We start from the raw sequence: 23,808 nt of genomic DNA on the forward strand, positions 1-23,808 counted from the left end.
CGCGTACCTTCCGTGCCCGGCGCGCTTACGTATATATATATTACCCGAGCGGAATCGCAAGGTCATCTCCGGCGGAGATACATGTGCCCGCGCCGGGCGAACCGCATGTTAGCCGGGCTCGCGGCCCCGCGCCCTCGCCGACGACCCTGTGAGCCCACTCCTTATATCGACTGCGCCGCCGCGGATGTTGAACCCCTCCTCTCGCGTCACGCGGGGCGGCCCGCGCAGGGGTACCGCCGCGTCTCGCATCCACCGCGTTCCGCGGCTTTGCGCGTGCGCCGCATGCACGGTGCCGCCGCCTCAGGCGAGCTCAGCCGCACGCAGGGTGCACACATACTTCAGGTTCCTCCATTTCTGCCCGTAGTCGAGGCCGTACCCCACGACGAACTCCCCGCCCACCTCGAAGCAGCGGTAATCGACCTCGAGGGGCACGATGCGGCTGCTCGAGCGGTCCAGGAAGGTACACACCCTGAGGCTGGCCGGCTGGCGGGAGGCTAGGTTGCGGAGGATGAAGCCGAGGGTCAACCCGGTGTCGACGATGTCCTCCACCACCAGCACGTCGCGCCGGTAGATGCTCTCGCTGAGGTCCTTCACGAAGCGTACCCCCCCGACGGAGCCCTCCCTTCCCCCGTAGCTGGTGATGGCGAGGAAGTCCACGACGACATCAAGATCGAGGCAGCGCACGAGATCGGCAAGGAAGACGAAGCCCCCCTTGAGGACGTTCACCAGCACCAGCTCCGCGCCGGGCCCGCGCAGCGAGCGGTAGTCGCGCGTTATGCGCTCTCCCAGCTCTCGCACGCGGGAGGCGATCTCCTCCTCGCTGAACAATACCCTATCCAGCGGAACCTGCATCACGGCCGGCCTCCGAGCCCTCACTCCTCACCGTTCCGGAACGAGTCGCCTTGTCCTCCGCGGCCCCAAGGCCGGCGCCATCCGAAACGTTTTCCTCATACTCACAGCCCCGGGATGAGCCATTTTATCCACCGCCACCACATGGCGAGGAGGGAACCCAGGAAAGCGAAGATGCGCGCGAGGAAATTGGGCGGGCGGCAGGCCGTTTCGCTCACCAGGGGCGCCCTTATTTCATCCGCACCCCCCTCGCCCGCCACCAGCTGCCCGATCTCCTGTCCCCTCCCTACCGGGTAAGGAAGCCAGCGCGGACAGGACAGTTCGGCGACGAGGAAGCGCGGCAGGTGATCGCGGCGTACGATAAAGGCCAGGTTCCTGTTCGCCGTGAGGGCAACCGTTCTCCTGGGAAAATCTCCCACTTGGAACCGGGCCAGCACCTGCCCGGCATAGGCGTACTCCACGCGGGCGAAGCAGTCGAACCCGTAGTCCATGAGCGTGACGGTCTGGTCCCAGTAGCTCTCTCCCCCGTTGAGGATGACGGAGATGAGTTCCCTTCCGTCACGGGAGGCCGAGGCGACCAGGCACTTGCCGGCCCGGTTGGTATAACCCGTCTTTATGCCGTTGGCGTAAGGGTAAAGCTTCAGGAACTTGTTGTGGTTTTCCATGACCCTCGGGTAAGGATGGCCCGGCCACGGGATCTGGTAACCGTCGCTCACCACCAGCTCGCGGAACACCGGGTTCTGCATGGCCCGGGAGGCGATGAGCGCGAGGTCCCGTGCCGTGGTGTAATGGCCGTTCTCGTCGAGACCGTGGGGGTTCGCGAAATGGGTGTGCGTCGCGCCCAGCTCTTGGCATCTCCGGTTCATCATCTCCACGAAGGATTCCACGGAGCCGGCGACGTGTTCCGCCAGGGCGATGGCGGAATCGTTCGCCGATTGCACCATGAGGGCGTGCAGAAGCTGGTCGACCGTGAGGACCTCCCCTTTTTCCAGCCAGGCCGAGGACTCGCCCGTCGAGGAAGCCCTCTCGCTGATCACCGCCTGCTCCTCGAGGGAGGCGTTCTCGAGCACGACGAGGGCGGTCATGATCTTGGTGGTCGAGGCCATGGGGAGCTCCTCGTCCGCGTTCTTCTCGTACAGCGCTTCCCCGGTCGAGGTGTCCAGCAGGAAGGCCGCGCGAGCCGTGATGCAAGGTTCGCCGATCCCGCCGGGCTGCACAACCTGCCCCTGCAGGTCCGCCAGGTTCGAGGCGGGGATCTCCAGGACCTGCAAGCCCGTGTCCCCTCCCCTGCCGGCCCAGGCGAGGAGGCAGGAGACAAGGAGAAAGGCGAAGAGCAGCACGAGCGCGACGGTGCGCGTCCTGGGAAATGCGTTCATCCCCGCGGCTCGACGGCTGTTGCGCTTGCGGCGGCGCAGCTCGCGCAGGCGCTTCCTGGCGCGACGCCGGCGTTCCCTCTTGCTCAGCGGCCTCGCCTGTACGCGCCTGTACGTCGCCGCATCGCGGCCCGGCACCTCTTTCCGTTCCTGGTCTCCCATGGCATGCAGTTTAACAGAACATCGCTGCGACGGTCAGCCTGCATGCGCGGAAGGGGTCATGCAAGGGCGGTCTCAGGCGATGCCGCGCAGGAGCACGGCGGCCATGCCGAAGTAGATGACCAGCGCGGAGAGGGCGATGAATAGGGAAGAGAAGCGGACCTGGGTATAGTACAGCTCCCCCCTCACCTTGCGCGAGATGAGGGGAAAGACCATCCCCAGCACGCCGCCGAGAGAGATCGAGAGCAGCAGCGAGAAACCGATGGTCATCCCCAGCCGCAGGTAGCCCTCCCAGAGAAAGGCCGCTACGCCCCCGATGAGGGCCAGCCCCGCGGAGATGAGCAGAACCACCCGCATCTCCCTCCAGGCGATGGCGAGGACCTCCCCCGTGCCCAGTTCCCTTCCCCCTATGCTTTCAAGCACCACCGCCTGCGAGATCAGGCCGATGTCCTGTGCGGCCCGCAGTATCAGGGGGAGGAAGAAGGCCAGGGTCACAAGGGGGATGGCCCGTCCCTCGAAGGCCATGATGAGCAGCGCGCCCGCGCAGCCGCCTATGAGGGTGACGGCGATGGAGGGAAGCCTGCTGCGCAGGGAGGGCGCGGCTCCCACCTCGGAGAGCTCGAGACCCCCCAGGTGGGACAGGTCCTCAACGGCCTCCTCGCGCAGGACGTCGATGATGTCGTCGACGGTGATGATGCCCTTGAGGTGGTTTTCGTCGTCCACGACGGGGAGGGCCAGGAAGTTATAGCGCGCCATGATCTCGGCGACCGCTTCCTGGTCGTCGGAGACGTTCACGGATACGACGTCGCGGTTCATGAACTCCTCTATCCTTTCCCCGGGAGGTGAGGTGAGAAGGTCGCGCAGGGATACCACCCCCTTGAGCCTGCCCTCGTCGTCAACCACGTAGACGTAATAGAGGGTCTCCGCGTTCGGTGCCTTTTCCCGGAGGTAGCCTATGCACTGGGCAGCGGTGTAACGGCCCGGTACGGCAAGGAATTCCGGGGTCATCCTCCCTCCCGCGGTGTCCTCGCCGTACCCGAGGAGTTCGCGGATGACCTCCGCCTCCCTCACGCCCATGATGTTGAGGAGGCGTTCCGCCTTGTCGCGAGGGAGGTTGGCGAGGATATCGGCGGCCTCGTCGGGCGGCATGATCTCCAGGAGGTTCGATGCCCTCGTCTCCGTCAGGCCCTCTATGACCTCGGCCTGCTTATCCGGGTCCACCTCGGACAGGGATTCCGCGGCGGTGAAGGCATCGAGGAGGTCGAGAAGCCGCCCGCGCTGGGCGGGATCGAGCTGCTCGATGATGTCCGCAAGGTCCGGGGGGTGCAGGTCGGCGAGCTGGGTCTGGCTCACGGTCAGCCTGAGGTCCGGACGGCGCATCTCCAGGGGCGCCACGAGGTCCCAGGGGATGGTCCGCTCCGGGAGGTCTATGCCCAGGGCTCCCAGCGCCCCGACCAGCCTGTCCAGGCCCAGGCGGCGTAGCAGGGCCCTCTGGCTGACATCCACCCCCGTGAGCCGCAGCCGGGTGTCGAACTCCGCCAGGCGGAGGTCGTTGACGCGGACCACCTTGTTGCCGTGGAGGTCCACGATCTGTCGGTCGAGCAGGTTCCTTCCCAGGAGAAGGCCGCTCTCACGGTGGCTGCTCTTCCAGACCTCCTCACGATTGCGGTCGAGGGTGATCCCGGAACGGTCCAGCGAGATCACCCATTCCCAGGGCACCGCCACCGTCTCCTTGCGCCCGCGGCGTGTGCGCGAGATGACGAGCGTCTCGCTCTGGGGCAGCCCCGCATCCGTCGTCACCCCGATATCCTGGACCCTTCCAAGCGGTCTCCCGGACCTGTCCAGCACCCTTTTTTCCTGCAGCTCGCTGAAGAAATACATGGAAACCCTCCCGTCGCGACGGATAAATTGTATTTCCGTGGCCGAAGCAGCGTCAACGCGGCCGTGCCAGGATACCTCCCATGCGGCGTCGGAAGAGGTCCCGGTGGCTCCCCTCCCAGAGCACCAGGTTGCAGTAGGCGCAGTGGAGAAAGTCGAGCTGGGTGGCGAAGGTGTAGGGCGGAACCAGGTGGCGCGCTTCCCCGGGGCTTACCGTCCCCAGGGACCCGTTGCACGCGGGGCAGCGCGGCTCGCGGGCGAGGTCCAGCCAGCCCTCGACGACCAGCTGCTCCACCTGTGCGAGGACGGATTGGGAACGCAGCGCGACGATAGCGGGATGTCCAGGAAAGGAGGCGGCACGCGCGGCGATTCCCATGTCCCTGGTCAGAAGAACCCGTCCCTCGCGCCTCGCCTGCGCTATGAGCCATGCGTCCGAGCATGGGGCCGGATAGGCGACATCATACCCCAGGATGCGCAGGTAACGGGCCAGCCGGCCGAGCATGCGGTCGGCGAGAAAGCGCGTGCCGCCTTCGTCACCGCCCGTACCCAAGACGACCTCCCGGAACGCGAAGAAAACGCCGTCAACGCCGCGAAAGTCATCGCCGGCACCTGGTCACGAGCCCTTTGCCCGCGCGGCGACTTTCAGAAAGGCACGGGTTGGTTGAACTGCTGGAAGTACTGTTTCACCCTGTTCTTCAACAGGAGGTCCTTGAGCTCCCGTGAGAGGTTGACCAGCTGCAACAGGTTGTCCAGGGCACGCCGCCTGGCCTCGGGGTCCTTGGACTTGAGCGCCGGCAGGACTATCTGTTCGAACGCCACCACCTCGCGCCCGGTCAGGTTCTCGTACATGCGCATATGGCGCGGCTCCAGCCCGTAGCGCGAGAACTCCCTGGCGATACGGAGGATCTTGAGGTCCTCCTTCTCGTAGTACGGCCCGTCGTCGCCCTGGTGTGCGCAGATAAGGCCGTATTCCTCGAGTGTCTGCGCGAAGGAGATGTCTATGTCCAGCGCCTGCGGCAGGTTCTCCCGCAGTATCGTGGTTTCCTGGTATGTCGCCAGCTCCTCCCCCATCTCCAGCGATTCCATGCCCCCGGAAACCAGGTCGCCGGCACGCATCTTGCCGCTCTCCAGCTCGTTTATCTTCTCCCTGATGACCTTGAGGGGGAGGTACTTCTCCTTTTGCAACCTTAGTATGAAACGAAGGCGCTGGGCGTCGGACGGCGTGAACTTGCGGTAGCCGGAAGGAGTCCTCTCCGGGCTGAGCAGGCCCTCGCTCTCGAGGAACCTTATCTTGGAGATGGTCAGCTCCGGAAACTCGTCCTTCAAGGACTTGAGCAGGTCTCCGATGCTCATCTTTTCCTTGATCCCGTCCATTTCGCCCTCGCTGGTCGTCGTCCCTTATCGCTTCCCGCCTCTCAATCGGTGCCCGCGTAGAAGAGGAGCCTGTACTTGCCTACCTGTATCTCGTCGCCGCTGAGCAGGGGGGCGCTCTCGATGCGCTCCCTGTTGAGATAGGTGCCGTTGAGGGAGCCGGTATCGGTGAGCAGGAAGCTTTCTCCCTTGCGCGTTATCTCCGCGTGTCGCCGGGACACGGTTATGTCGTCGAGGAAGATATCGCTCTCCGGGTGCCTTCCGATGCTCACGCGATCGCGGTCTATGGTAAAGCTCATCCCGACGTCCGGGCCCTTCTTGATGATGAGCAACGCGCTGCCCTTCTTCAGCGGCTGGCGTGGGGCGGCTACCTCCAGTTCGTCCTCTTCCTCCTCGCTTTCCAGGACCGGCAGGCCCACCGTCTTGTCGTCGGAGCATGATGCCTCCCGCAGGCGCGCGCCGCAACGGGAGCAGAAGACGCCGTCCTCCGGATTGTCATGTCCGCACTGCCCGCAATACACGTCGACCCTCCGTCACGCCGTACGGCCTATTATTCTCGGGACCCCTTGCGGGACGACAGGAGCGAGGCCTTCGGTCCCGCCCCTATAATAATATGCTTCGAGGATTTTTTAAAGAAAAGCTTTATGGTTAGGGTTAAGTGGATCAATCCACGGTGGGGTCGTTGTGATGCACTCCCAGCGCCTCTCCCGCGAGTATCTCGCTGAGCTTCCTTATCTCCTCGTCGCTCACCAGCGGCTTCCCCTCGTGCAGGCTGCTCTTTTTCCTCCGCACCAGCTCGGCCCGGAGGAGGTCGATCTTGCCATGCAGGATACGCCTCTGGTAGGAGATCTTGCTCTCTTCCTTGAGCAGTTCCTCGAGGATCTTCCGCAGTTCCTCGTCGCTCTTGCTGCTGTAATCGATGTAGATCTCGTGGGGAGGAACCGCTTTGCCCTTGCCTTCCCCCTTTTTCATTCGCCTTCCTCCTCTTGCGCGTGATCGTCGCGCTTCATTTTAACAGATTTTCCATGGCCATGACGAGGTCTTTCGCCGGGAAGGCGTTGCCGGCGGCGGTTCTCCAGCCATGCGCGTGAGCGGTATGCCGCGAGGAGCTCACGCCACCGCCTCCCTTCCCGGGAAGTCACCCCTCCCTCCCGCAGCGAGACCCGGAAGCTCTCCTCGAAGCCGCGGCGGAAAGAGGAGGCGACGTCCTCCCAGCTCCCCTCCCAACCCGCTTCCCTGAGGGTTACGCAGCCCGCGCGATAGGCGGCCAGGGAGGCTCTCCTTTCCTCCTCGTCCACGAACCTCAGGAGAGCGAAGAGCGTGGTGGAGCGGTCCTCGATGAGCAATGAGCCGTGCTGCAGTACCGCCCTGCCCCGCCACAGCTGCGCGCTGCCGCATATCTTGCGCCCCGCGTGCTTGAGGTCCGCCTGGGTGGATGCGGTGAAGCACGCCCCGCCCGCCTCGGCGTAACGGTCGCCGCTTCCCTGGTGCACGGCAGCCTCGATACCCAACAGATAAAGTGCCGCGACGATGCCGCGGCAGATGAAGGCGTAGGCCTCCGCCACGTTACCGGAAAGCCCCATGGTGGCAGGGAGCACGATGCTGTAGGTGAAATCGTCCAGGTGCAGTATGCCGCGTCCGCCCGTAGGCCTCCTCACCACCTCGATCCCCCGTGAGCGACAGGCCTCCAGGTCGATCTCTTCCAGGTCCTGGAAACGCCCCAGGGAAAGGGCCGGCGGCTCCCAACGCATGAAGCGCAGGGTGGGCGGAAAGCCTTCCTCGCAGGCCGACTCGAGCAGGGCCTGGTCCAGTGCCATGTGGGCCGCCCCCTCCATGCTCAGGGTGGGGAGCAGTCTCCATGCGCGCGTCATCTCTTTCTCCCGTACGCCCGTGCCTGCCGTGAGAGAAGGTCACGAAAGGCGGGGTTCTTTCCCGTCAGGAAAGCGGCTCGATGGCGAGGCCCTCGATCTGCCCCTGTACGTATCCCCTGATCTCCCGCGGGGAAGGAAGGTCCCGTACCGCCCTGCCCGCGGAGATGTATTCCTTTAGAAGGGGTACCCTCTCTCCCCCGCAGGGACAGCGGGGCGCCTCTCTTCCCCAGGGCAGGATCTCGTGTCGTCCGCAGGAGGGGCAATGCCAGGTCTGCTTCTTGCCCGACATCTTGCCGCGCTTGGCCCTGGGTTCGCCTTCCACCTCCACGATGTCCAGGGAAAAGTCGACCACCGGCGCGTTGGATATGGAGGTCCCCACCCCATAGGCGTCCGCGTAGGGGTTGTAGCGCAGGATGTCGTATTCGTCCAGGCCGCCGCTCAGGAAGATCTTCACCTTCTCGAAACCGCGCATGTCGAGCTCCCACCGCACCTCGCGCATTATCTCGAGGAAGTCGCCGCGCCGCGAGGCGGGGGTATCCAGGCGCACGGCGAAGAGTTTGTCCCCCAGCACCCTTGCGGCCGTGAGGGCCCCGAACTTCTCGTCCTGGAAGGTGTCCACGAGGGCCACCCTACGGATATAGGGATCCGCGGCCGCGTCGAAGGCCAGGAAGGCCCGCTCCTCCTCGCCCACGCAGAGCATGAGGGAGTGGGACATGGTGCCCAGGGGCTTTTCCCCTATGAGCTCCGCGCTGGCCACGACGGAGACGCCGTCACAGCCACCGATGAAGGCGTTGCGCTCGATCATTGGGGTTATGGAGGGGTGCATGCGCCGCGCCCCGAAACTCAACACCATGCGGTCACCGGCCGCCACGCGGCAGCGCGCGGCCTTGGTGGCCACCCCCGAGGCCTGGCAGAGGAAACCGAGCAGCGCCGTTTCCAGGACGGCGAATTCCAGGTAAGGTCCCTCCAGGATGAGGACGGTGTCCTCGGCGTGGAAGAGGGTCCCCTCGGGCATGGCGAAGAGGTCGACATCGCGGCCGAGGAAGAGCTGCAGGGCCTCCTCCAGGCCCGCGAAGATCGCCCACTTCCACCCGTCCGGCAGGCCGCTCGCGCGCACCTCCATGGCGACACGGGGATTCATGTGCAGGCTGCGCAGGGTCTTCACCACGTTGACGAAGTAGATGTCGGTGACCTTGCCCTGCATTATCTCCTCGGGGGAAGCGGTGTGGAAGGTCATCCCCGTCTCCTTTCTCATATCAGCTCGGCCTGGAGGACTTCCGCGAGCTGGCGGAAGATGAAGGCGTCCGTCTCCTCGCTGAGCGAGGCCACGGCGTCGCGGAAAACGGCGACCTGGTACAGGCGCATGGCCGCATCCAGGGCGGTGGCGTAGACGCAGATGTTGGTGAGGACGCCCGCGAGGTAGAGCTTGCAGATGCCGTGCTCGCGCAGGTAGAGGTCCAGGTCCGTGCCGAAGAAGGCGCTGTACCTGCGCTTGCGCACGACGTGCTCACCGGGCAGGGGGGCAAGTTCTGGTATCACCTCCGCTCCCCAGGTGCCGGCGACGGCATGGGCGGGCCAGTAGCGGAACTCCTGGTCGTCCTCGCTGTGGTGATCGGTGACGAAGACGACCGCCGTGCCCCGCTCCCGCGCGGCTTCGAGCAACTGCCTCACGCGGGGCACGATGCGCCGGGCGCCGGGGACCACCAGCGCCCCGCCGTCGTCTATGAAATCGTTGAGCATGTCGATGATGAGCAGCGCACCCTGCGGATGGAATTCCACGCCCACGTGGTATCACCACCTTTCCCGAGAAAGCCTGCCGCCGGCCTTGCCTGCGCCGGATCGCGGCCCTGCACTTGCTGCCGGGCCGCCGCGGACGCGCGGGTCGGCCACCTAGCCGCCCGCGTTTTCCGCCCCGGCGATAAGGGCCCAACATCTTCCAGGCGGGCCCCTGGGGCTCGCCGTTCTCCCTTATTGATGAAGTTTAGTCTCGGCGGAGGTGTTAGGCAAGGACGCCGCAGGGCGCACGGCGCGGAGAGCGTCAGGACACGAAGCCGGCGATCCTCTTGCTGGTTTCCGCGATGATGCGCGCCGCCCGCGTGTCTTCGTCCGCCTCGCTGATGATGTGCAGCGTGGGTTCGTCCGGGTCGGGCAACACCAGCACCCAGGCGTTGTCGTCAAGGCGTATCTTCACCCCGTCCACCAGTTCCAGCCTCTCCTGCTCCGTCTCCTCCACCAGGCGTCGCATGATGGTGCCTTTCTGCTCCCAGGACGCGGGAAGCTCCGCGGAGAGGACGTGAATGGGGGGCAGTTCCTCGACGTGGCGCGAGAGCGTCTTTTCCGTTTTGCAGAGATTGTCGAGGAGCATGGCGGCGCCGGCCATGGCGTCGTAGGTGGGCAGGAAGGAGGGGAATATGTACGCGCCGCTCCCCGATCCGGCGAAGATCACCCCTTCCTCCAGCGAGGCCTTCATCAAAGCGCTGCGGCTTACCTTGGTGCGCACCACCCTGATGCCGAAGCGTGCCGCCACCTTTTCGACCAGCGAGGTGACGCTTACGGGGACCGCTATGACGCCGCGCTTGCCCGCCTCCCCCAGGATCTTGACGAAGAGGGGCAGCGCCAGGCCGGGGTGGACCTGCCTACCCTTCTCGTCCAGAAGGTAGATTCGCTCCGCGGCGTTGTCCAGGAGCATGCCGATCTCGGCTTCCGAGGACATGACGAGCTGGGAGAGGTTGCGCAGGGAGGAGTTGAGCTCCTCCTGGGAGAGGGTGACGCGCTTCTCGTCCGTGAAGTTGTTGAGGTTCAGGACGTCGCAGCCCATCTTGCCGAGTATGCCGGGCAGGATCAGGCTGGCGCTGGAGAAGGCGTAGTCGACGACGATGCGGAACTTCCGGGCCCGCAGGCGCTCGAGGTCGAGGCCCGCCAGCAGCGAGTTGGAATACATTTCCAGAACGCGCGGGGGAAAGACGATGGCGCCGATCTCGTCGATGAAGGCCCTGCGGAAGCTCGACTGGTTGAAGACCTTCTCGATCTCCCTCTGCTTGCCCTCCGCGATGTCTATCCCCTGCTCGTCGAAGAAACGGATCTCTATGGATTGCGGGTCGAAGGCCGAGATGCGGACGTCCACGCCTCCCACCGCCCTCTCCGCCCGGATGGCGTAGCGGTTCACCGGCGCCGGCGAGACCTCCAGGTCGGAAACGTCGATCCCCGAGGCGTTAAGGCCGCTGATGACCGCCCGCTTGATGGTCCTGGCCGCGCGTGACGGATCGCGCGAGGTCACCACGGTGGAACCCAGTGGCAGTGTCGATCCGTAGGCCATGGCCACGCGCAGAGCCAGCTCCGGCGTTATGTCCACGTTCACAATGCCGGATACCGCCCGCTTTCCGAAGAGGGTGCGCATCCCCTTGGACTCCCACACGATGCTCGTGTTCACCGTGGCACCCGTCTCCACCGTCTTGAAGGGGTAGATCTTTACGTCGTGGTTGACCATGACGCTCTCACCTATCAGGCACTCGTCCCCTATGACCACGCCCTCCTCCAGGCGCACGTTGGCCTTGAGGTCGCAGTTCTTCCCCACCACGCAGCCCCTGAGGTGGCAGCCGTTGCCGATGAAGGAATTATCGTAGACTATGGCGCGGTGCACGAAGGAATCACCCTTGACGATCACGTTGTTGCCCAGGACGGTGTATTCCCTTACCTTGCATCCCCTCTCCACCTTGCAGTGGTCTCCCAGCACCGCGGGACCCCTCAGCTCCACATTGGCGTCGATATCCACGCCCTCTCCCACCCATATGTTCTCGGACATGCGGAAGCCGGGGGGGTCGATCTTCACCTTCCCATCGAGGATATCGCGATGTGCCATGATGTACTGCTCGAAGTTGCCTATGTCGCACCAGTAGCCATCGGCGATGTACCCGAAGACGGGATAACCCTTTTCCAGCAGCAGGGGGAAGAGGTCCTTCGAGAAGTCGAAGGCCTGGTCCGCGGGCACGAAATCGAGCACGTCCGGCTCGAGGACGTAGATCCCGGTGTTTATGGTATCGCTGAACACCTGGCCCCAGTTGGGTTTCTCGAGGAACCTCTCTATGCGTCCCTCCGCGTCGGTGACCACGATGCCGAACTCGAGCGGGTTCGCGGCACGCACCAGGGTGATGGTGGCGACGGCGCCCTTGCTGCGGTGGAACTCCACCACGGCGCCGAGTTCGATGTCCGTGAGGGCGTCACCGCTGATGACCAGAAAGGTGTCGTCAAGGAACTGCGCGCAGTTCTTCACGCTTCCCGCCGTGCCCAGCGGCGCCGATTCCGTGCTGTATTCTATGTCCGCTCCCCAATCCCTGCCGTCGCCGAAATAGTTACTGATAAGGGTGGGAAGGAACTGCAGGGTGACCACCATCTCCTTGAAGCCGCAGGCGACGAGGAGATTGAGGATGTGTTCCATCATGGGACGATTCACCACAGGGAGCATCGGCTTGGGCTGGTTGCTGGTCAGCGGCCGCAACCTGGTGCCCTGCCCCCCGGCCATGATGACCGCCTTCATGCTGCAGCGACCTCCGTTCCTCTCATCGTCTCCGTACGCCGATCACGTTTCCTGTCCAGCCCGCCTGCAGCGGCCCGCACGGTAGCCCGCGAGGCGACCCGCTTTTCCGGGGTCCATGCGCCTCCCCGTGACGGAGGGAATCTCCGCACCCTCTCAGGACAGGTAATCGAGGACCAGCACGAGGGTCGGCTCCGGCAGATCGTCCGCGGAGAGATAAACGGGGCTCTTGCCGGCCCTCTCGACGTTCCGGAAGCGAGCCAGGAAGGGTTCCTCGGTCAGGATCGGGAACGAGCAGGCGTCGTTGCGGAAATGCATGGGAATGGCGATGCGCGGCGCCAGTGCCGTGACCAGTTCGGCCGCTCCCGCGTCGTCGACGGTGAAGGTGCCCCCTACCGGCACGAAGAGCACGTCCGCACCGCGCAGCTCCTCCTGCTGTTCCTCCGGGAGCATGTGGCCGAGGTCTCCCAGGTGCACGAAGGTCATGCCCTGCAGGCGGAAGCGGAAGACGATGTTGGGACCGCGCTCCTTCCCGCCGCTCTCGTCGTGGTAGGTGGCGAATCCCTCGATCTCCACCCCGTCCAGGCTACGCGGCGCGGGATCGCTAACCACCTGCGGGTTTCCTTTCACCCCCGCCACGTGGGCATGGTCGAAATGGTCGTGGCTTACCAGCACGATGCCGGCTTCCACCTGGGGGAGCGTGTAGCCGACGCCTTCGCCGTAGGGGTCGGTCACCACGCGGTGCCCGGCACCGTCTTCCAGGAGGAACATGGCATGTCCCAGCCAGGTGACGCGAACCGCCCGAGACAGGTCCTTTTCCTGCGTGAAACGGGAAGACATCATCTCACCTCCTAAATGTTACGGACAAGCCGGGGTAGATCACCGCACGCCAATCGCGGGACACGGCATGTCGATCCCTTTCCCGGTACCGTGCGCGGGGACCGGCGCCCGCAGCCGGCTGGCGGTCGCCGCCGCGCCGGCGCGTACCGTCGTGGGCCGCTCAGGCCGCGGCTCCCCCCCGGTGCTTCCCTAACAACTTTATACCCCTGCGTATGTAGATAAAACCGCTCAGGTAGGAAAAAAGGATGCCGACGCAGAAGATCACCAGACCGACCGGGTTGACGCGGTCTGCGACGTTCCAGAGGATGAAGATGCATATGGACACGAAGAGGAGGGCGGTGGCAAGCTTACCGGTCCAGTGCACCGCGAGCTTTTCTCTCACCTCCCTGTCCCTTATGCCCACTATCGGGGCCCCCACGATCATCAGCGCGTCGCGGGCCACGATCACCAGGCCTATCCAGAGCGGAATGAAATGCCTCCACATCAGGGCCACCAGCACCGAGATCACCAGCAGCCTGTCCGCGAGGGGGTCCACCACCTTCCCGAACTCCGAGATGGTGTTGGTGCGCCTCGCGATCTGGCCGTCTATGAAGTCGGTGAAGGCTGCGAAGAGGAAGACGGCGAGGGCCCAGGCGTGGGCCGCGTCCACGTCGTTCGCGGAGGCGGCGAAGATGAGCCAGACAACTACCGGTATCAGCGCGATGCGCAGACAGGTGAAGATGTTGGCGAGGTTCTTCCTGATCATCACGCACCCCTCTTTCCCCGCGAGGCCGACGACCGGGACTTCCTCCTCTCGCGGCAAGGAGGCGGCAACGGCGTTCCGCTTCCCTTACGTTTAGGGGGCGGATGGAGGCCGCCCCCTTCCTCGTGGTCGGGATGGCCGGATTTGAACCGGCGACCTCTTGACCCCCAGTCAAGCGCGCTGACCAAGCTGCGCCACATCCCGTGTTCTCCAGGACCTATTCTAAATGGCGCGGGCGCGAAAAGGCAACGCGTGGACGCGCCGGTCTACCAACTCTTTCAACCGGGAGAGCGCCTATCGAAACGATACAACATCACGCGCAGGTGCGATCACGAGGTGAAACCCCCGGCGGTCTCCGGCATGTGGGCATGGAAAGCGCGGGTGTCGATGCGTGGGTCGTAAACGCAGACGCGGTTGCGCCCGCTGAGCTTCGCGCGGTAGAGAGCCCGGTCGGCGTTGTCGATCAGCTGCTCGCTATCCTCGGCGTCCTCCGGGAAACCCGCTATGCCCATGCTGACCGTCAGGTTCCCGCCGGGTTGTTCCTCCTCGAAGGGGAAGACGTGGTCCTGGACCACGCGCCTTATACGCTCGGCCATGGTGAAGGCCTCCTGCTTGGAGACCTCGGGGATGATGATCGAGAACTCCTCGCCCCCGTAGCGGAAGACCATGTCGACGTCGCGGGTGTTCTGCAGAAGCAGGCTCGCGAGCGTCCGCAGCACCTCGTCACCCCTAAGGTGTCCGTGCCGGTCGTTGTAGATCTTGAAGAAATCGATGTCCAGCATGATGAAGGAGAACGATCTCCCGTAACGGATGGAGCGCTTGGACTCCTCTCCCAGGACGCGCTTGAGATGCCTGCTGTTGTAAAGCCCGGTCAGGTCGTCGGTGATGGCCAGCTGGTTGATCTCCTCGAAGAGTTTCGCCCGTTCCACCGCCATGCCGATCTGCTCGCCGATGGCCTTGGCCAGCGCGATATCCTCGTCGTCGAAGGCGTCCTCGTAGCGGCTGGACATGTGCAGGATGCCGAAGACCGTCTGTCCCGAACGGATGGGAACGCACAGCACGGACCGCACGTCGCTTCCCACGACCATGTTGGGACAGCGCCTGTCTACGGCGATATTCCCGCTGATGAAGATCTCGTCGTGTTCCAGGACAAAACACCCCTGGATGCGCTCGAAGGGGTGGCTCAGGTGCTTCTCGACGTATTGCTTGCTGAATCCGAAGCTGCGCGCGGCCTCCATCATCCCCGTCTGCGGATCGAGTAGGTTGATGAGGGCCTTGTCGGCAGCAAAGAGCCCCCGGATCACGTCCAGGGCCAGATTGTAGAGCTGGTCGAGGCTGGAAGTGGTGTTGATGGCGTCCACCACCCGGATGATGCTGGTGAGCTGGGCCACCTTCTCCTCGCTGCGTCGGAAGAGGAGGGCGTTGTCCAGAAAAACGGAGATTTGGGGGGCCAGGAGGCCCGCCAGCTCGAGGTCGCGGCGCGCGAAGCCCCTGCGGGAAAGCTTGTTCGCCAGGACGAGCACGCCGATGCTCTTGCCGCGTGCCTCCAGGGGGCAGGCGATAAGGTCGAGGATGCAGCCGCCCGGGAGCAGGAAAGAGGTGTCGATCTCCCTGCAGACGCGGCGCGAGAGCAGAATCGGCTTGTGGCCGTGCAGGACGGTGCTCATCATCGTGCTCCCGCCCAGCGGTATCTTCAGCTGCGCGGCCACCTGGTAATCTATGCCGGGAGCGGGCTGTTGCGCCACCAGGCAGTCGTTGTGCTCGTCGTAGGTGAAGACGACCGCGATCTCCGCCTGCATGATGTTGGCGACCCGCTGGGTTATCTCGTTGAGCACGTGGTGAAAGGCGGGGCTCCTGCTCGAGCTCTGGCTTATGTCGTTGAAGACGCGCAATCTCCTTCGGTCCTCGAGTACGATGTCAAGGACGTAGGCGAAGATAAGCGCCATACCCGCGAGGTAACCGTAACGCAGCGCCAGTGCGCGTGACAGGTCGTACCCGGGGGGGATGTCGCCGTCGAAGACGACGACCAGGCCGTACCCCAGCGAGGCCGTCAAGGCGGCGAGCAGCGCCCCCCTGTACCCCCCGTATAAACCGCCGATGAAGGGGGCGATTCCCAGAAAAAGGAAAGTATAGCCCTGAACGCCGCCGCTGTAACGGACGGCCACGCAGAGGGCTGCGATGTCCACGAGGGCGGAAAAGCGTCGCAGGCGGTGGCCGCCCCCCACCCTTACGAGAAAAGCGTAGGCGGCGAGGGCAAAGGTGAGGTAGCAGGCGAAGAGCACGTAGAGGGGGAGGAAGCTGATCTTCCCGCCCAGGTCCGCGTTGATATAGTGTACGTGCACGAGGGCCAGGAAGGACAGGGCGAGCGCGGTGCGCAATGCCAGCTCGCGGCCGCGGGAGTAGAGCTCCGTCCCCTCCACGGGCTTGACCTCCCCCGGCGCGTCTCTCTCCTGTATCATCATGCCCCCTGTATCGCGCACGTCACGGTCCGATATCAATACATTATCATATGTAAACATATGAGAACGACATGACGGTATCCGGAAAAGGAGACGCGGCGACGAGCCCCGGAGCATGAGACGGGGTCGCGGCGACCTTCGTGTAAGCGCGCACTTCCCCGACCGTGGACGGGGCCTCGCGCCCTTCAATCTTCGCCGGCGAAGGGGAGGAAACGGTGTACGAGTTCCGGGGGGACTTCGGCGACGAGAAAGATGGTGCCGTCTTCCACGCGCATGTCGATGACCCGGCCGCGCCTGTAAAGCAGCGAGAGCAGGTCGCCCTTCTCGGCGGGAAGCCGCAGCCTGAGGGGGCGCGAGGCGGCCAGGAGAGCGGACATCCTCTCCCGCAGCGCCTGCAGGCCTTCCCCGGTCACGGTGGAGGTGAAAATCCCCGCCGGGAACGCCTTTCGCAGCGCAGTCCTCTCCTCTTCCCCCAGTAGATCGACCTTGTTGAGGATATAGATGACGGGTATGCCTTCCGCGCGCAATTCCTCGAGGACCTCGTTCACCGCCCGCACCCTGCGCTCGATGTTCTGCGAGGAAGCGTCGATGACGTGCAGGAGGAAGTCGGCCTCCCGTACCTCCTCCAGGGTGGACTTGAAGGCCTCCACCAGCTGGTGAGGGAGGTGGTCGATGAAACCGACGGTGTCCGTTACCACGGCCCTGCGGTTGCCGGGAAGCACCAGGCGGCGCGTGGTGGGATCCAGCGTGGAGAAGAGCTGGTCCTCCACCGCGACCTCCGCATCGGTCAGGACGTTCAGGAGGGAGGACTTGCCGGCGTTGGTATATCCTACCAGGGAAAAGGTTGGCACGCTCAGGCGTTGCCTCCTTTTCCTCTTTACCCTGCGTATGCGCGTGAGTTCCCTGAGTTCGCGGTCGAGGGCCCTGATGCGCGCGTTGATCCTCCGCCTGTCCACCTCCAGCTTCGTCTCACCGGGTCCGCGGGTGCCTATCCCGCCTCCCAGGCGGCTCAGCTCCGCACCACGGCCGGCAAGGCGGCTGAGTTGGTAACGGAGCTGTGCCATCTCTACCTGCGCCTTGCCCTCCTTGGAGTGGGCATGCTGTGCGAAGATGTCGAGGATGAGGGCCGTGCGGTCGATGACCTTGACCCCCGTCTCCCTCTCGAGGTTTCGCTGCTGGGAGGGCGTCAGGTCCTGGTCGAAGATGACCATGTCCGCCCCCACGGAGGAGACCAGCCTCCCGAGTTCCTCGACCTTTCCCCTGCCCAGGAGCGTCGCCGCATCGGGACGGGAACGCACCTGCAGGAAGCTGGCGCATACCTCGGCTCCCGCCGTCTCGCTGAGGGAAGCGAGCTCCTGCAGGCTTTCCTCCGCCTCTTTCTCGCCGCCGCCCCAGAGCACGCTGACCAGGACGGCCCGCTCGCGATCCGCCTCCCCTTTCAATCTTGTCCCGTCGTTCTTTTTCCGCATTTTCGAGCGTGATCCTCAAGCCTTCACCGGGAAAAGGCCCGCCTGATCCGCTCCGCGCCCTCCTGCAGGCGCTCGTCGGGAAGGGTGAGCGAAAAACGGACGTAGCCTTCGCCGCGGGCGCCGTAGGCGGTGCCCGGGACCACCACCACCTCTGCCCTTTCCAGCAGTTCGCCCGTGAACGACGCCGCATCGTAGCCCTGGGGGACCCGCATCCACAGGTAGAGGGTGGCCGCCGGAGGGGTCACTTCCCAGCCGAGGGAGCGCAGGGAGTCGACCAGGATGTCCCGGCGGCGGCGGTAGACCTCGCAGTTTTCGCGCACGCAGTCCTGCGGCCCCTCAAGGGCGGCGACCGCGGCCAGCTGCACGGCGTTGAATACCCCCGAGTCCACGTTGGTCTTTACCTGGCCCAGGGCGGAGATCACCTTCTCGCCCCCCACGGCGAAGCCGACCCTCCAGCCGGTCATGTTGTAGGTCTTTGAGAGGGAGTGGAACTCGAGCGAGACGTCCTTGGCGCCTTTCACCTCCAGCAGGGAGGGTGAACGGTAGCCGTCGTAGGTGATCTCGCAGTAGGCGTTGTCGTGGGCAACTATCAGGTCGTGCTTTCTGGCGTAGTACACGAGCTCCTCGAAGAAGGCGGCGTCGGCCACCGCAGCCGTTGGGTTGTTGGGGTAATTGACGAAGAGCAGCCGTGCCCTGTCCAGCAGGGAGGATTCCAGCGCTCCCAGGTCGGGCAGGTATCCCCTGTCCTCGCGCAGGGGCAGGGAAACCGGCCGTCCGCCGCAGAGGATGGTGGCGTTGCGGTAGACGGGATAGCCGGGATCGGGGACCAGCGCCGTATCGCCCGCATCGAGAAAGGCCAGCGGAAGATGGGCGATCCCTTCCTTGGAGCCGATGAGCGCCAGCACCTCCCTTGCCGGGTCGAGAGACACGCCGAAGCGTTCCTGGAACCAGCCGGCGGCGGCCTCCCGAAAACGGTCCATGCCGCGATATGACGGATAACGGTGGTTCTCGGGGCGGCGGCATTCCTCGCACAGCCGCTCGACGATGTGAGGGGGCGTGGGCAGGTCGGGGTCTCCGATACCGAAATTGATGACGTCAACCCCCTGGAGCTCCTTCTCCTCCACCCGGCGGTCGATCTCCGCGAACGGGTAGGGCGGAAGGTCGCTCAGGCGCCTGGAGATCCTCGGCCCCCCGTGTCCCTCCGGCGTCGTAAGGCCGGCCTTTTCATCCTCGTCGTGCATACGTCCCCCTTCTTTCGCGGTCGTTCCTTCGCGGTCTCTGGTTCCCTGAGGCAAGCGCCGTTTCCCTGCCTGGCAGGCCGTTCGGCGTGGCGGGGGACGCCTCAGCCGTCAGGCGGGCCGCCCCGCCACGAGGGGCTCAGTTCCCCCGCGAAAACCTCCACGGCCGGGCCGGCGAGGCGGACGTGGCCCGCCTCGTCCGCCCCTACGGTCAGCTCCCCTCCCCTGAGAGAAACGCGCATGGAGCGGCTTCCCTTTCCCAGGTGGAGAGCAGCGACGAAGGCCGCGCATGCTCCCGTGCCGCAGGCGAGGGTTTCCCCCACCCCCCTCTCCCACACCCTGACGGCCAGGCTGCCGGGCCCGGTCACCTGCACGAATTCCACGTTGGTGCGGCGGGGAAAGAGGGGGTGGTGTTCCAGGGCCGGCCCCCATTGCGCCACCGGGGCCGTCTCCACGTCGGGGACGAACAGCACGCAATGGGGATTGCCCATGGAAAGGCAGAAAGCGGTCACCTCCTCCCCCCCGGGCAGCTCCAGGGTTCGCGTGCCCTGCCGGGAGGACTCGTCGGGCGAGGGGATGTCCGGCGACCGCAGCTCCGGGAGCCCCATGTCCACCTCGACCTGCACCACCTCGCCCCCGCTTACCGTGAGCCGGGTTTCCTTGCACCCCGCAAGGGTTTCGATCAGCAGGGCCTCTCCGCGCGTCCCCTCCTTCTCGTAGAGGTACTTGGCAAGGCAGCGGATACCGTTCCCGCACATCTCCGCCTCCGAGCCGTCGGCGTTGAAGATGCGCATGCGGGCGTCGCCTCCGCCCAGGGGAGGGCAGGCGAAGATGATGCCGTCGGCCCCCACGCCGGTGTGGCGCCTGCACAGCTCCTCCATGTCCTGCGGCTCCAGGGGGAGCGCGTCCCCGTCCCGCGCGGCGAGGATGATGAAGTCGTTGCCCGTACCGTGATACTTGTAGAACCTCATGGCATGCATCTGTCTCATCTCTACTCTATCTCATCCCGCACGGCCTTCGCCATCTCCCGTTCCAGCAACTCCCTTATGCTCCTCCACGCCTGCGGTGGCCTCGCGTGGAGGTCCGCTTCCTCCAGCGTGAACCAGCACAGGCCCGGGACCCGTCTGAGCCAGGTCAGTTGCCTCTTGGCGTAGCGCCGGGAGCGCCGCTTAATTTCAGAGATAGTCTCGTCGAGAGGTATGCCCCTGTCAAGGTGATCCATGATCTCCTTGTAGCCCAGCGCCTGGCGGGCCGTGCGGGAAAGCCCTCCTGCGGCCGCCAGGGCGCGCACCTCCTCCAGCAATCCGGCCTCCATCATGGCGTCGACGCGCCTCTCGATGGCTCGGTAGAGGGCCTGTCGGGGGGCGTCGATCGCCACCCCCGCGTAGCGGAAATAGGGCGGCTGCGAGCCCCTGCGCGCCTGAAAGGCGGACATGGGCCGCCCGGTGCGGCGGTACACCTCCATGGCCCTGATCACGCGTCTCATGTTCGTGAAGTCATCCCGCGCCGCGAAAGCGGGGTCGATCTCGCGCAGCCTTTCCCTGAGCCCCTCGGGGTCCTCTTCCGCCCACCTCTCGACCTCCCGCCTGATCTCGTCGTCGCGGCCGCCGGGAGGGAAACGGAGGTCGAAGACAACCGCCTCGAAATACAGGCCGGTGCCGCCGACCAGGAGGGGGAGATTACCCCGCGCGGCTATCTCCTCCACCGCCCGCCGCGCCTCCTCCTGGAAGCGCGAGACCGAGAATTCCACGTCGGGTTCCACCAGGTCGATCATGTGATGGGGGACGGCGGAACGCACTTCCGGCGGCGGCTTGGCGGTGCCGATATCCATGCCGCGGTAGACCTGCATGGAATCGACGGAGACGATCTCCGCCCCCATGTCCAGGGCCAGCTGCACGGCGATGGCGCTCTTACCCACCGCCGTGGGACCCAGGAGCGCCGCCACCTTAATGTCGCTCAGCGGGCGCGCCACGGTACCGCGCTCCTCTGCCGTGTTCCATCGCCATCCCTCTCTTCCGGATCCGCGGTGCTCTCTGCCAAGAGCATAGCACGTCGCCTCATGCCGGAAGGGGGACCGGCCTCCCGTGGTCACGCTTGCGGGGTGGGTCGGGGGTCGGGCCCCCGGCCGTGTTCCGTCAGTGATACCGGTCAACCGTGAAGCGGTAGATCTGGATGGGCTCGTGCTGCCCTATGCCCGCCTTGCGCCGGGCGATATCCAGTTGCTCCTCCACCGTGTCCACGCCCTCCAGGTCGGGAAGGAGAAGGCCTATGCGGCTCCCCCGCTGCACGATGACCCCGTAACGGCGGGGGTCGAGTTGCGCTATGTCGTCGACCGCTTCCGGGTCGCTGAGGACGTCCACGCTGATCTCCAGCTCGTCGATCTCCTCGGGGCCGACCGGAGGAAAACGGGGGTCACGCGTGGCGGCGCTTATGGCGTTGGAGATGATCTCCTCGGCCAGGGTTTCACGCGTGGGCTGGAAGGTACCGATGCATCCCCTCAGCACCCCCCTCTTCTTGAGGCTCACGAAAGCGCCCGCCCTTCCCGGGAGCGCCCTGCTCAGGTCCTCCGCCTCCGCCGCATCGAGTATCCTTCTCTCTTTCACCCATGCCTCGATGGCAGCCCTTGCCAGCTGCACGTGGGGACTTCCTTTCGCGGTGCTTCCCGGCATTAGCACACCCCCTCAATCGGCGACAAGATGCAGGGAGACCATGTAGCCCACCCCGAAGGGACCCTCGTAAGAAAGCACACGGTTGCGCAGGGCGCCGTCATGCAGGGCTCCCCACAGGGCGTATATGGAGCGCAGCCCGCATTCGCCCGCCGCTTCCACCAGGTCCTCTTCCAACTCTTTCAAGGCGGGAAAATCACCGCTTTTTGCGATCTCCACTATGCGTGCGTCGAAATCCCGTCCGCGCGGGTCATAACCCGCGGGGGCGCCCCTGATGAGACGATGTGAAAGGTCCCCGCTGGCGACGAAGAAGGCGCGCCGTCCCAGTCGGCGGCATACTTCCGACGCCAGGGAGCCCAGGTGGAAGTGGCTGTCGTAGCTCAGCGCCGCGATGGAGAGGGACACTACGGGGGTTTCCAGGTACTGGTCGAGGTAGTAGAGGGGCACCAGGAGCCCGTGGTCGAGATCCTCTCCGCGCTCGAACCAGCGGCCTGAAGCCGCATCCACAGGAAGCAGCGGGAACCTCCTCTCCCCCGCGGCTTCCACCAGCGCCGCGGAGAGCTCGACGTCGTTCTTCTTGGCGATGCGCACCTGCGGGCAACCGAAGGAGGCGAAGCTTCCCTCGAGGGTCGACGCCGTCTTCACGGTGAAGGCATCGCGGAAGATGGGGGTGTGCGGGGAGATCATGACCAGCACCTCTGGGCGCAGCCCCGCCAGTTCGCTTCCCAGCTCGCGCATCGCATCCTGGGTGGCGCGCACCGTGTCAAGGTCCTTTCCCCCGATGGCGGGGACCAGCAAGGGAGGGTGGGGAACGATACAACCACCCAGGAAGCCGCCTGCCGCGCTCATCATCTCACCCCCATGCGGGCCTCTTGATCCGTCGTTCATCACCGGCTGCCTTCAAGTAATTAGGATACCCCGATGCCGCGCGGCGGAAACTTCTAACCCAGCACCTCCCGCAGGCTGCCCTGCAGGCACCAGCTGCCGGAGGCGGTGATGCGCACGCGGGCGAACCTCCCGGTGAGGTCCTCCTTCCCGCGCGGGAAGTGCACGAGCTGGTTGCCACGCGTACGCGCCCGCCAGCGCCCGGGGTCCCTGGCGCTCGGCCCCTCCACGAGCACCACCTCCTCCTTGCCCACCCTGGCGCGCAGGCTCTCCGCCGTGAGCCGACGGGTGAGGGAAAGGAGCCTCTCCATCCTCGCGCCTTTTTCCGCCGGGGAGACGTCGTCGGGAAGGTGCGCCGCCGCCGTCCCCGGCCGCGGGTTGTAGAGGAAGGTGAATGAGGCGTCGAAGCGGCACAGCTCCACCATCTCCATGGTGTGGAGGAAGTCCTCCTCCCTCTCGCCGGGAAAACCGACGATGATATCCGTGGAGAGGACCACGCCCTCCACGGAGTCGCGCAGGGCCTTCACCCTTGACAGGTAGGTTTCGCTGTCGTACCCGCGGTTCATGGCCGCGAGGATGCGGTCGGACCCCGACTGCATGGGGAGGTGCACGTACTCGCATACGTTGGGGGTCTCCGCGATGGCCCGGATCGCGTCGCGGTCGAAATCCCTCGGGTGGGAGGTGAGGAAGCGGATCCACACGTCGGGAAACGTGGAGCCCAACCGCCGCAGGAGGTCGGCGAAGCGGCTCCTCCCCTCCTCGCGCAGGCGGTAGGAATCGACGTTCTGGCCGAGGAGCACGATCTCTCGCACCCCTTCGCTTACATGCCTTTCGGCCTCCGCGAGTATCTCGTCCGCTGGCCTGCTCACCTCCCGGCCGCGCACGTAAGGCACCACGCAGTAGCTGCAGAAGTTGTCGCAGCCGTGGGATATGGTGATCCATGCGCGGAAGCCCTCTCTCCTTTTCACGGGGACGTCGTGCAGGCGCAGGCCGTCCATGTCGAGGGCGCAGGTGGCCCCCGTCGCCGCCTCCTCGAGCAGCGCGGCTATGTTGGGATACTGGTGGGTGCCGAAGACCAGGTCCACGTGGGGGGCCCTCTGCAGGAGGCGCACACCCTCCTTCTGTGCGAGGCAGCCCCCCACCGCTATGGTCACCCCTCTCCCCTCCTTCAACGGCTTCAAGGAGGCGAGGCGTCCCATGAGGCGTCTCTCGGCGCTGGCGCGCACGCAGCACGTGAGGAGTATGACCGCGTCGGCGTCCTCGAGCGAGGCTTCCCTCCAGCCCGCGGCCTCCAGCGCCCCGCTTATGCGCTCCCCGTCGTGGATGTTCATCTGGCATCCGAAGGTCAGGAGCGCGTATCTTCTCGCCATCCCGTTTTTACCTGCCCGCTCTTTCCTTCTCGCCGCCTCCCGGCGCCCGCGCCGTTGCGTGGCGGCGGCGTTACCACGCACGACCATACGATCATTGTAACCGACGG

The 23,808-nt window shown here is 65.2% G+C and carries 21 protein-coding genes and 1 tRNA gene; all 22 read right to left on the reverse strand.

Annotated features, from left to right (window positions below; all coding sequences use genetic code 11):
- Positions 1–300 precede the first annotated feature (300 nt).
- Entirely contained in the window at positions 301–852 is a 552-nt protein-coding gene (gene hpt, locus H5T73_08290) for a hypoxanthine phosphoribosyltransferase (protein ID MBC7247765.1), read from the reverse strand.
- 101 nt (positions 853–953) lie between these two features.
- Positions 954–2,384: a D-alanyl-D-alanine carboxypeptidase gene (locus tag H5T73_08295; protein ID MBC7247766.1), complete on the reverse strand. Its 1,431-nt coding sequence runs from the start codon at positions 2,382–2,384 to the stop codon at positions 954–956.
- A 72-nt stretch (positions 2,385–2,456) separates the two neighbouring features.
- The gene (gene mgtE / locus H5T73_08300) at positions 2,457–4,262 is read right to left on the reverse strand and encodes a magnesium transporter (GenBank protein MBC7247767.1); all 1,806 of its coding nucleotides are present in this window, start codon (positions 4,260–4,262) and stop codon (positions 2,457–2,459) included.
- Between the two features lie 52 nt (positions 4,263–4,314).
- The gene (locus H5T73_08305; protein MBC7247768.1) at positions 4,315–4,809 is read right to left on the reverse strand and encodes a hypothetical protein; all 495 of its coding nucleotides are present in this window, start codon (positions 4,807–4,809) and stop codon (positions 4,315–4,317) included.
- A 92-nt stretch (positions 4,810–4,901) separates the two neighbouring features.
- Positions 4,902–5,633: a MerR family transcriptional regulator gene (locus H5T73_08310; GenBank protein MBC7247769.1), complete on the reverse strand. Its 732-nt coding sequence runs from the start codon at positions 5,631–5,633 to the stop codon at positions 4,902–4,904.
- Between the two features lie 41 nt (positions 5,634–5,674).
- Positions 5,675–6,151 (reverse strand): FHA domain-containing protein, encoded by a 477-nt coding sequence (locus H5T73_08315; GenBank protein MBC7247770.1) that lies wholly within the window; start codon positions 6,149–6,151, stop codon positions 5,675–5,677.
- A gap of 142 nt (positions 6,152–6,293) precedes the next feature.
- Complete coding sequence (locus H5T73_08320; GenBank protein MBC7247771.1) at positions 6,294–6,602, reverse strand: hypothetical protein; 309 nt, start codon at positions 6,600–6,602, stop codon at positions 6,294–6,296.
- On the reverse strand, positions 6,599–7,501 hold the full coding sequence (locus H5T73_08325) for a lipoate--protein ligase family protein (protein ID MBC7247772.1): 903 nt from the start codon (positions 7,499–7,501) through the stop codon (positions 6,599–6,601). Before H5T73_08325 ends, H5T73_08320 begins: the two co-directional genes overlap by 4 nt.
- A 64-nt stretch (positions 7,502–7,565) precedes the next feature.
- Positions 7,566–8,738, reverse strand: a complete 1,173-nt coding sequence (locus tag H5T73_08330; protein MBC7247773.1) for a nicotinate phosphoribosyltransferase — start codon at positions 8,736–8,738, stop codon at positions 7,566–7,568.
- A gap of 14 nt (positions 8,739–8,752) precedes the next feature.
- The gene (locus tag H5T73_08335; GenBank protein MBC7247774.1) at positions 8,753–9,286 is read right to left on the reverse strand and encodes a cysteine hydrolase; all 534 of its coding nucleotides are present in this window, start codon (positions 9,284–9,286) and stop codon (positions 8,753–8,755) included.
- A 253-nt stretch (positions 9,287–9,539) separates the two neighbouring features.
- A complete protein-coding gene (locus tag H5T73_08340) occupies positions 9,540–12,035 on the reverse strand; it encodes an NTP transferase domain-containing protein (GenBank protein MBC7247775.1) in 2,496 nt (831 codons plus the stop codon).
- 153 nt (positions 12,036–12,188) lie between these two features.
- On the reverse strand, positions 12,189–12,875 hold the full coding sequence (locus tag H5T73_08345; protein MBC7247776.1) for an MBL fold metallo-hydrolase: 687 nt from the start codon (positions 12,873–12,875) through the stop codon (positions 12,189–12,191).
- 157 nt (positions 12,876–13,032) lie between these two features.
- The gene (gene pgsA / locus H5T73_08350; GenBank protein ID MBC7247777.1) at positions 13,033–13,617 is read right to left on the reverse strand and encodes a CDP-diacylglycerol--glycerol-3-phosphate 3-phosphatidyltransferase; all 585 of its coding nucleotides are present in this window, start codon (positions 13,615–13,617) and stop codon (positions 13,033–13,035) included.
- Positions 13,618–13,740: 123 nt separating this feature from the next.
- Positions 13,741–13,818, reverse strand: a tRNA-Pro gene (locus H5T73_08355).
- A gap of 125 nt (positions 13,819–13,943) precedes the next feature.
- The gene (locus H5T73_08360; protein MBC7247778.1) at positions 13,944–16,112 is read right to left on the reverse strand and encodes a diguanylate cyclase; all 2,169 of its coding nucleotides are present in this window, start codon (positions 16,110–16,112) and stop codon (positions 13,944–13,946) included.
- A 146-nt stretch (positions 16,113–16,258) separates the two neighbouring features.
- Entirely contained in the window at positions 16,259–17,542 is a 1,284-nt protein-coding gene (gene hflX / locus H5T73_08365) for a GTPase HflX (protein ID MBC7247779.1), read from the reverse strand.
- Between the two features lie 23 nt (positions 17,543–17,565).
- Positions 17,566–18,783 (reverse strand): LL-diaminopimelate aminotransferase, encoded by a 1,218-nt coding sequence (locus H5T73_08370; protein MBC7247780.1) that lies wholly within the window; start codon positions 18,781–18,783, stop codon positions 17,566–17,568.
- 101 nt (positions 18,784–18,884) lie between these two features.
- On the reverse strand, positions 18,885–19,751 hold the full coding sequence (locus tag H5T73_08375) for a diaminopimelate epimerase (protein MBC7247781.1): 867 nt from the start codon (positions 19,749–19,751) through the stop codon (positions 18,885–18,887).
- 20 nt (positions 19,752–19,771) lie between these two features.
- Positions 19,772–20,752 (reverse strand): tRNA (adenosine(37)-N6)-dimethylallyltransferase MiaA, encoded by a 981-nt coding sequence (gene miaA, locus H5T73_08380; protein ID MBC7247782.1) that lies wholly within the window; start codon positions 20,750–20,752, stop codon positions 19,772–19,774.
- A 163-nt stretch (positions 20,753–20,915) separates the two neighbouring features.
- Positions 20,916–21,449, reverse strand: coding sequence for an AmmeMemoRadiSam system protein A (amrA, locus tag H5T73_08385; GenBank protein ID MBC7247783.1), 534 nt, complete (start codon positions 21,447–21,449; stop codon positions 20,916–20,918).
- A 12-nt stretch (positions 21,450–21,461) separates the two neighbouring features.
- Complete coding sequence (locus H5T73_08390; protein ID MBC7247784.1) at positions 21,462–22,298, reverse strand: hypothetical protein; 837 nt, start codon at positions 22,296–22,298, stop codon at positions 21,462–21,464.
- Positions 22,299–22,387: 89 nt separating this feature from the next.
- Positions 22,388–23,701 carry a tRNA (N6-isopentenyl adenosine(37)-C2)-methylthiotransferase MiaB gene (miaB, locus tag H5T73_08395; GenBank protein MBC7247785.1) on the reverse strand — a complete coding sequence of 438 codons (1,314 nt, stop codon included), beginning with the start codon at positions 23,699–23,701 and terminating at the stop codon, positions 22,388–22,390.
- Positions 23,702–23,808 lie beyond the last annotated feature (107 nt).

The sequence above is a fragment of the Actinomycetota bacterium genome (assembly GCA_014360655.1).
Lineage (GTDB): Bacteria > Actinomycetota > Geothermincolia > Geothermincolales > RBG-13-55-18 > JACIXC01.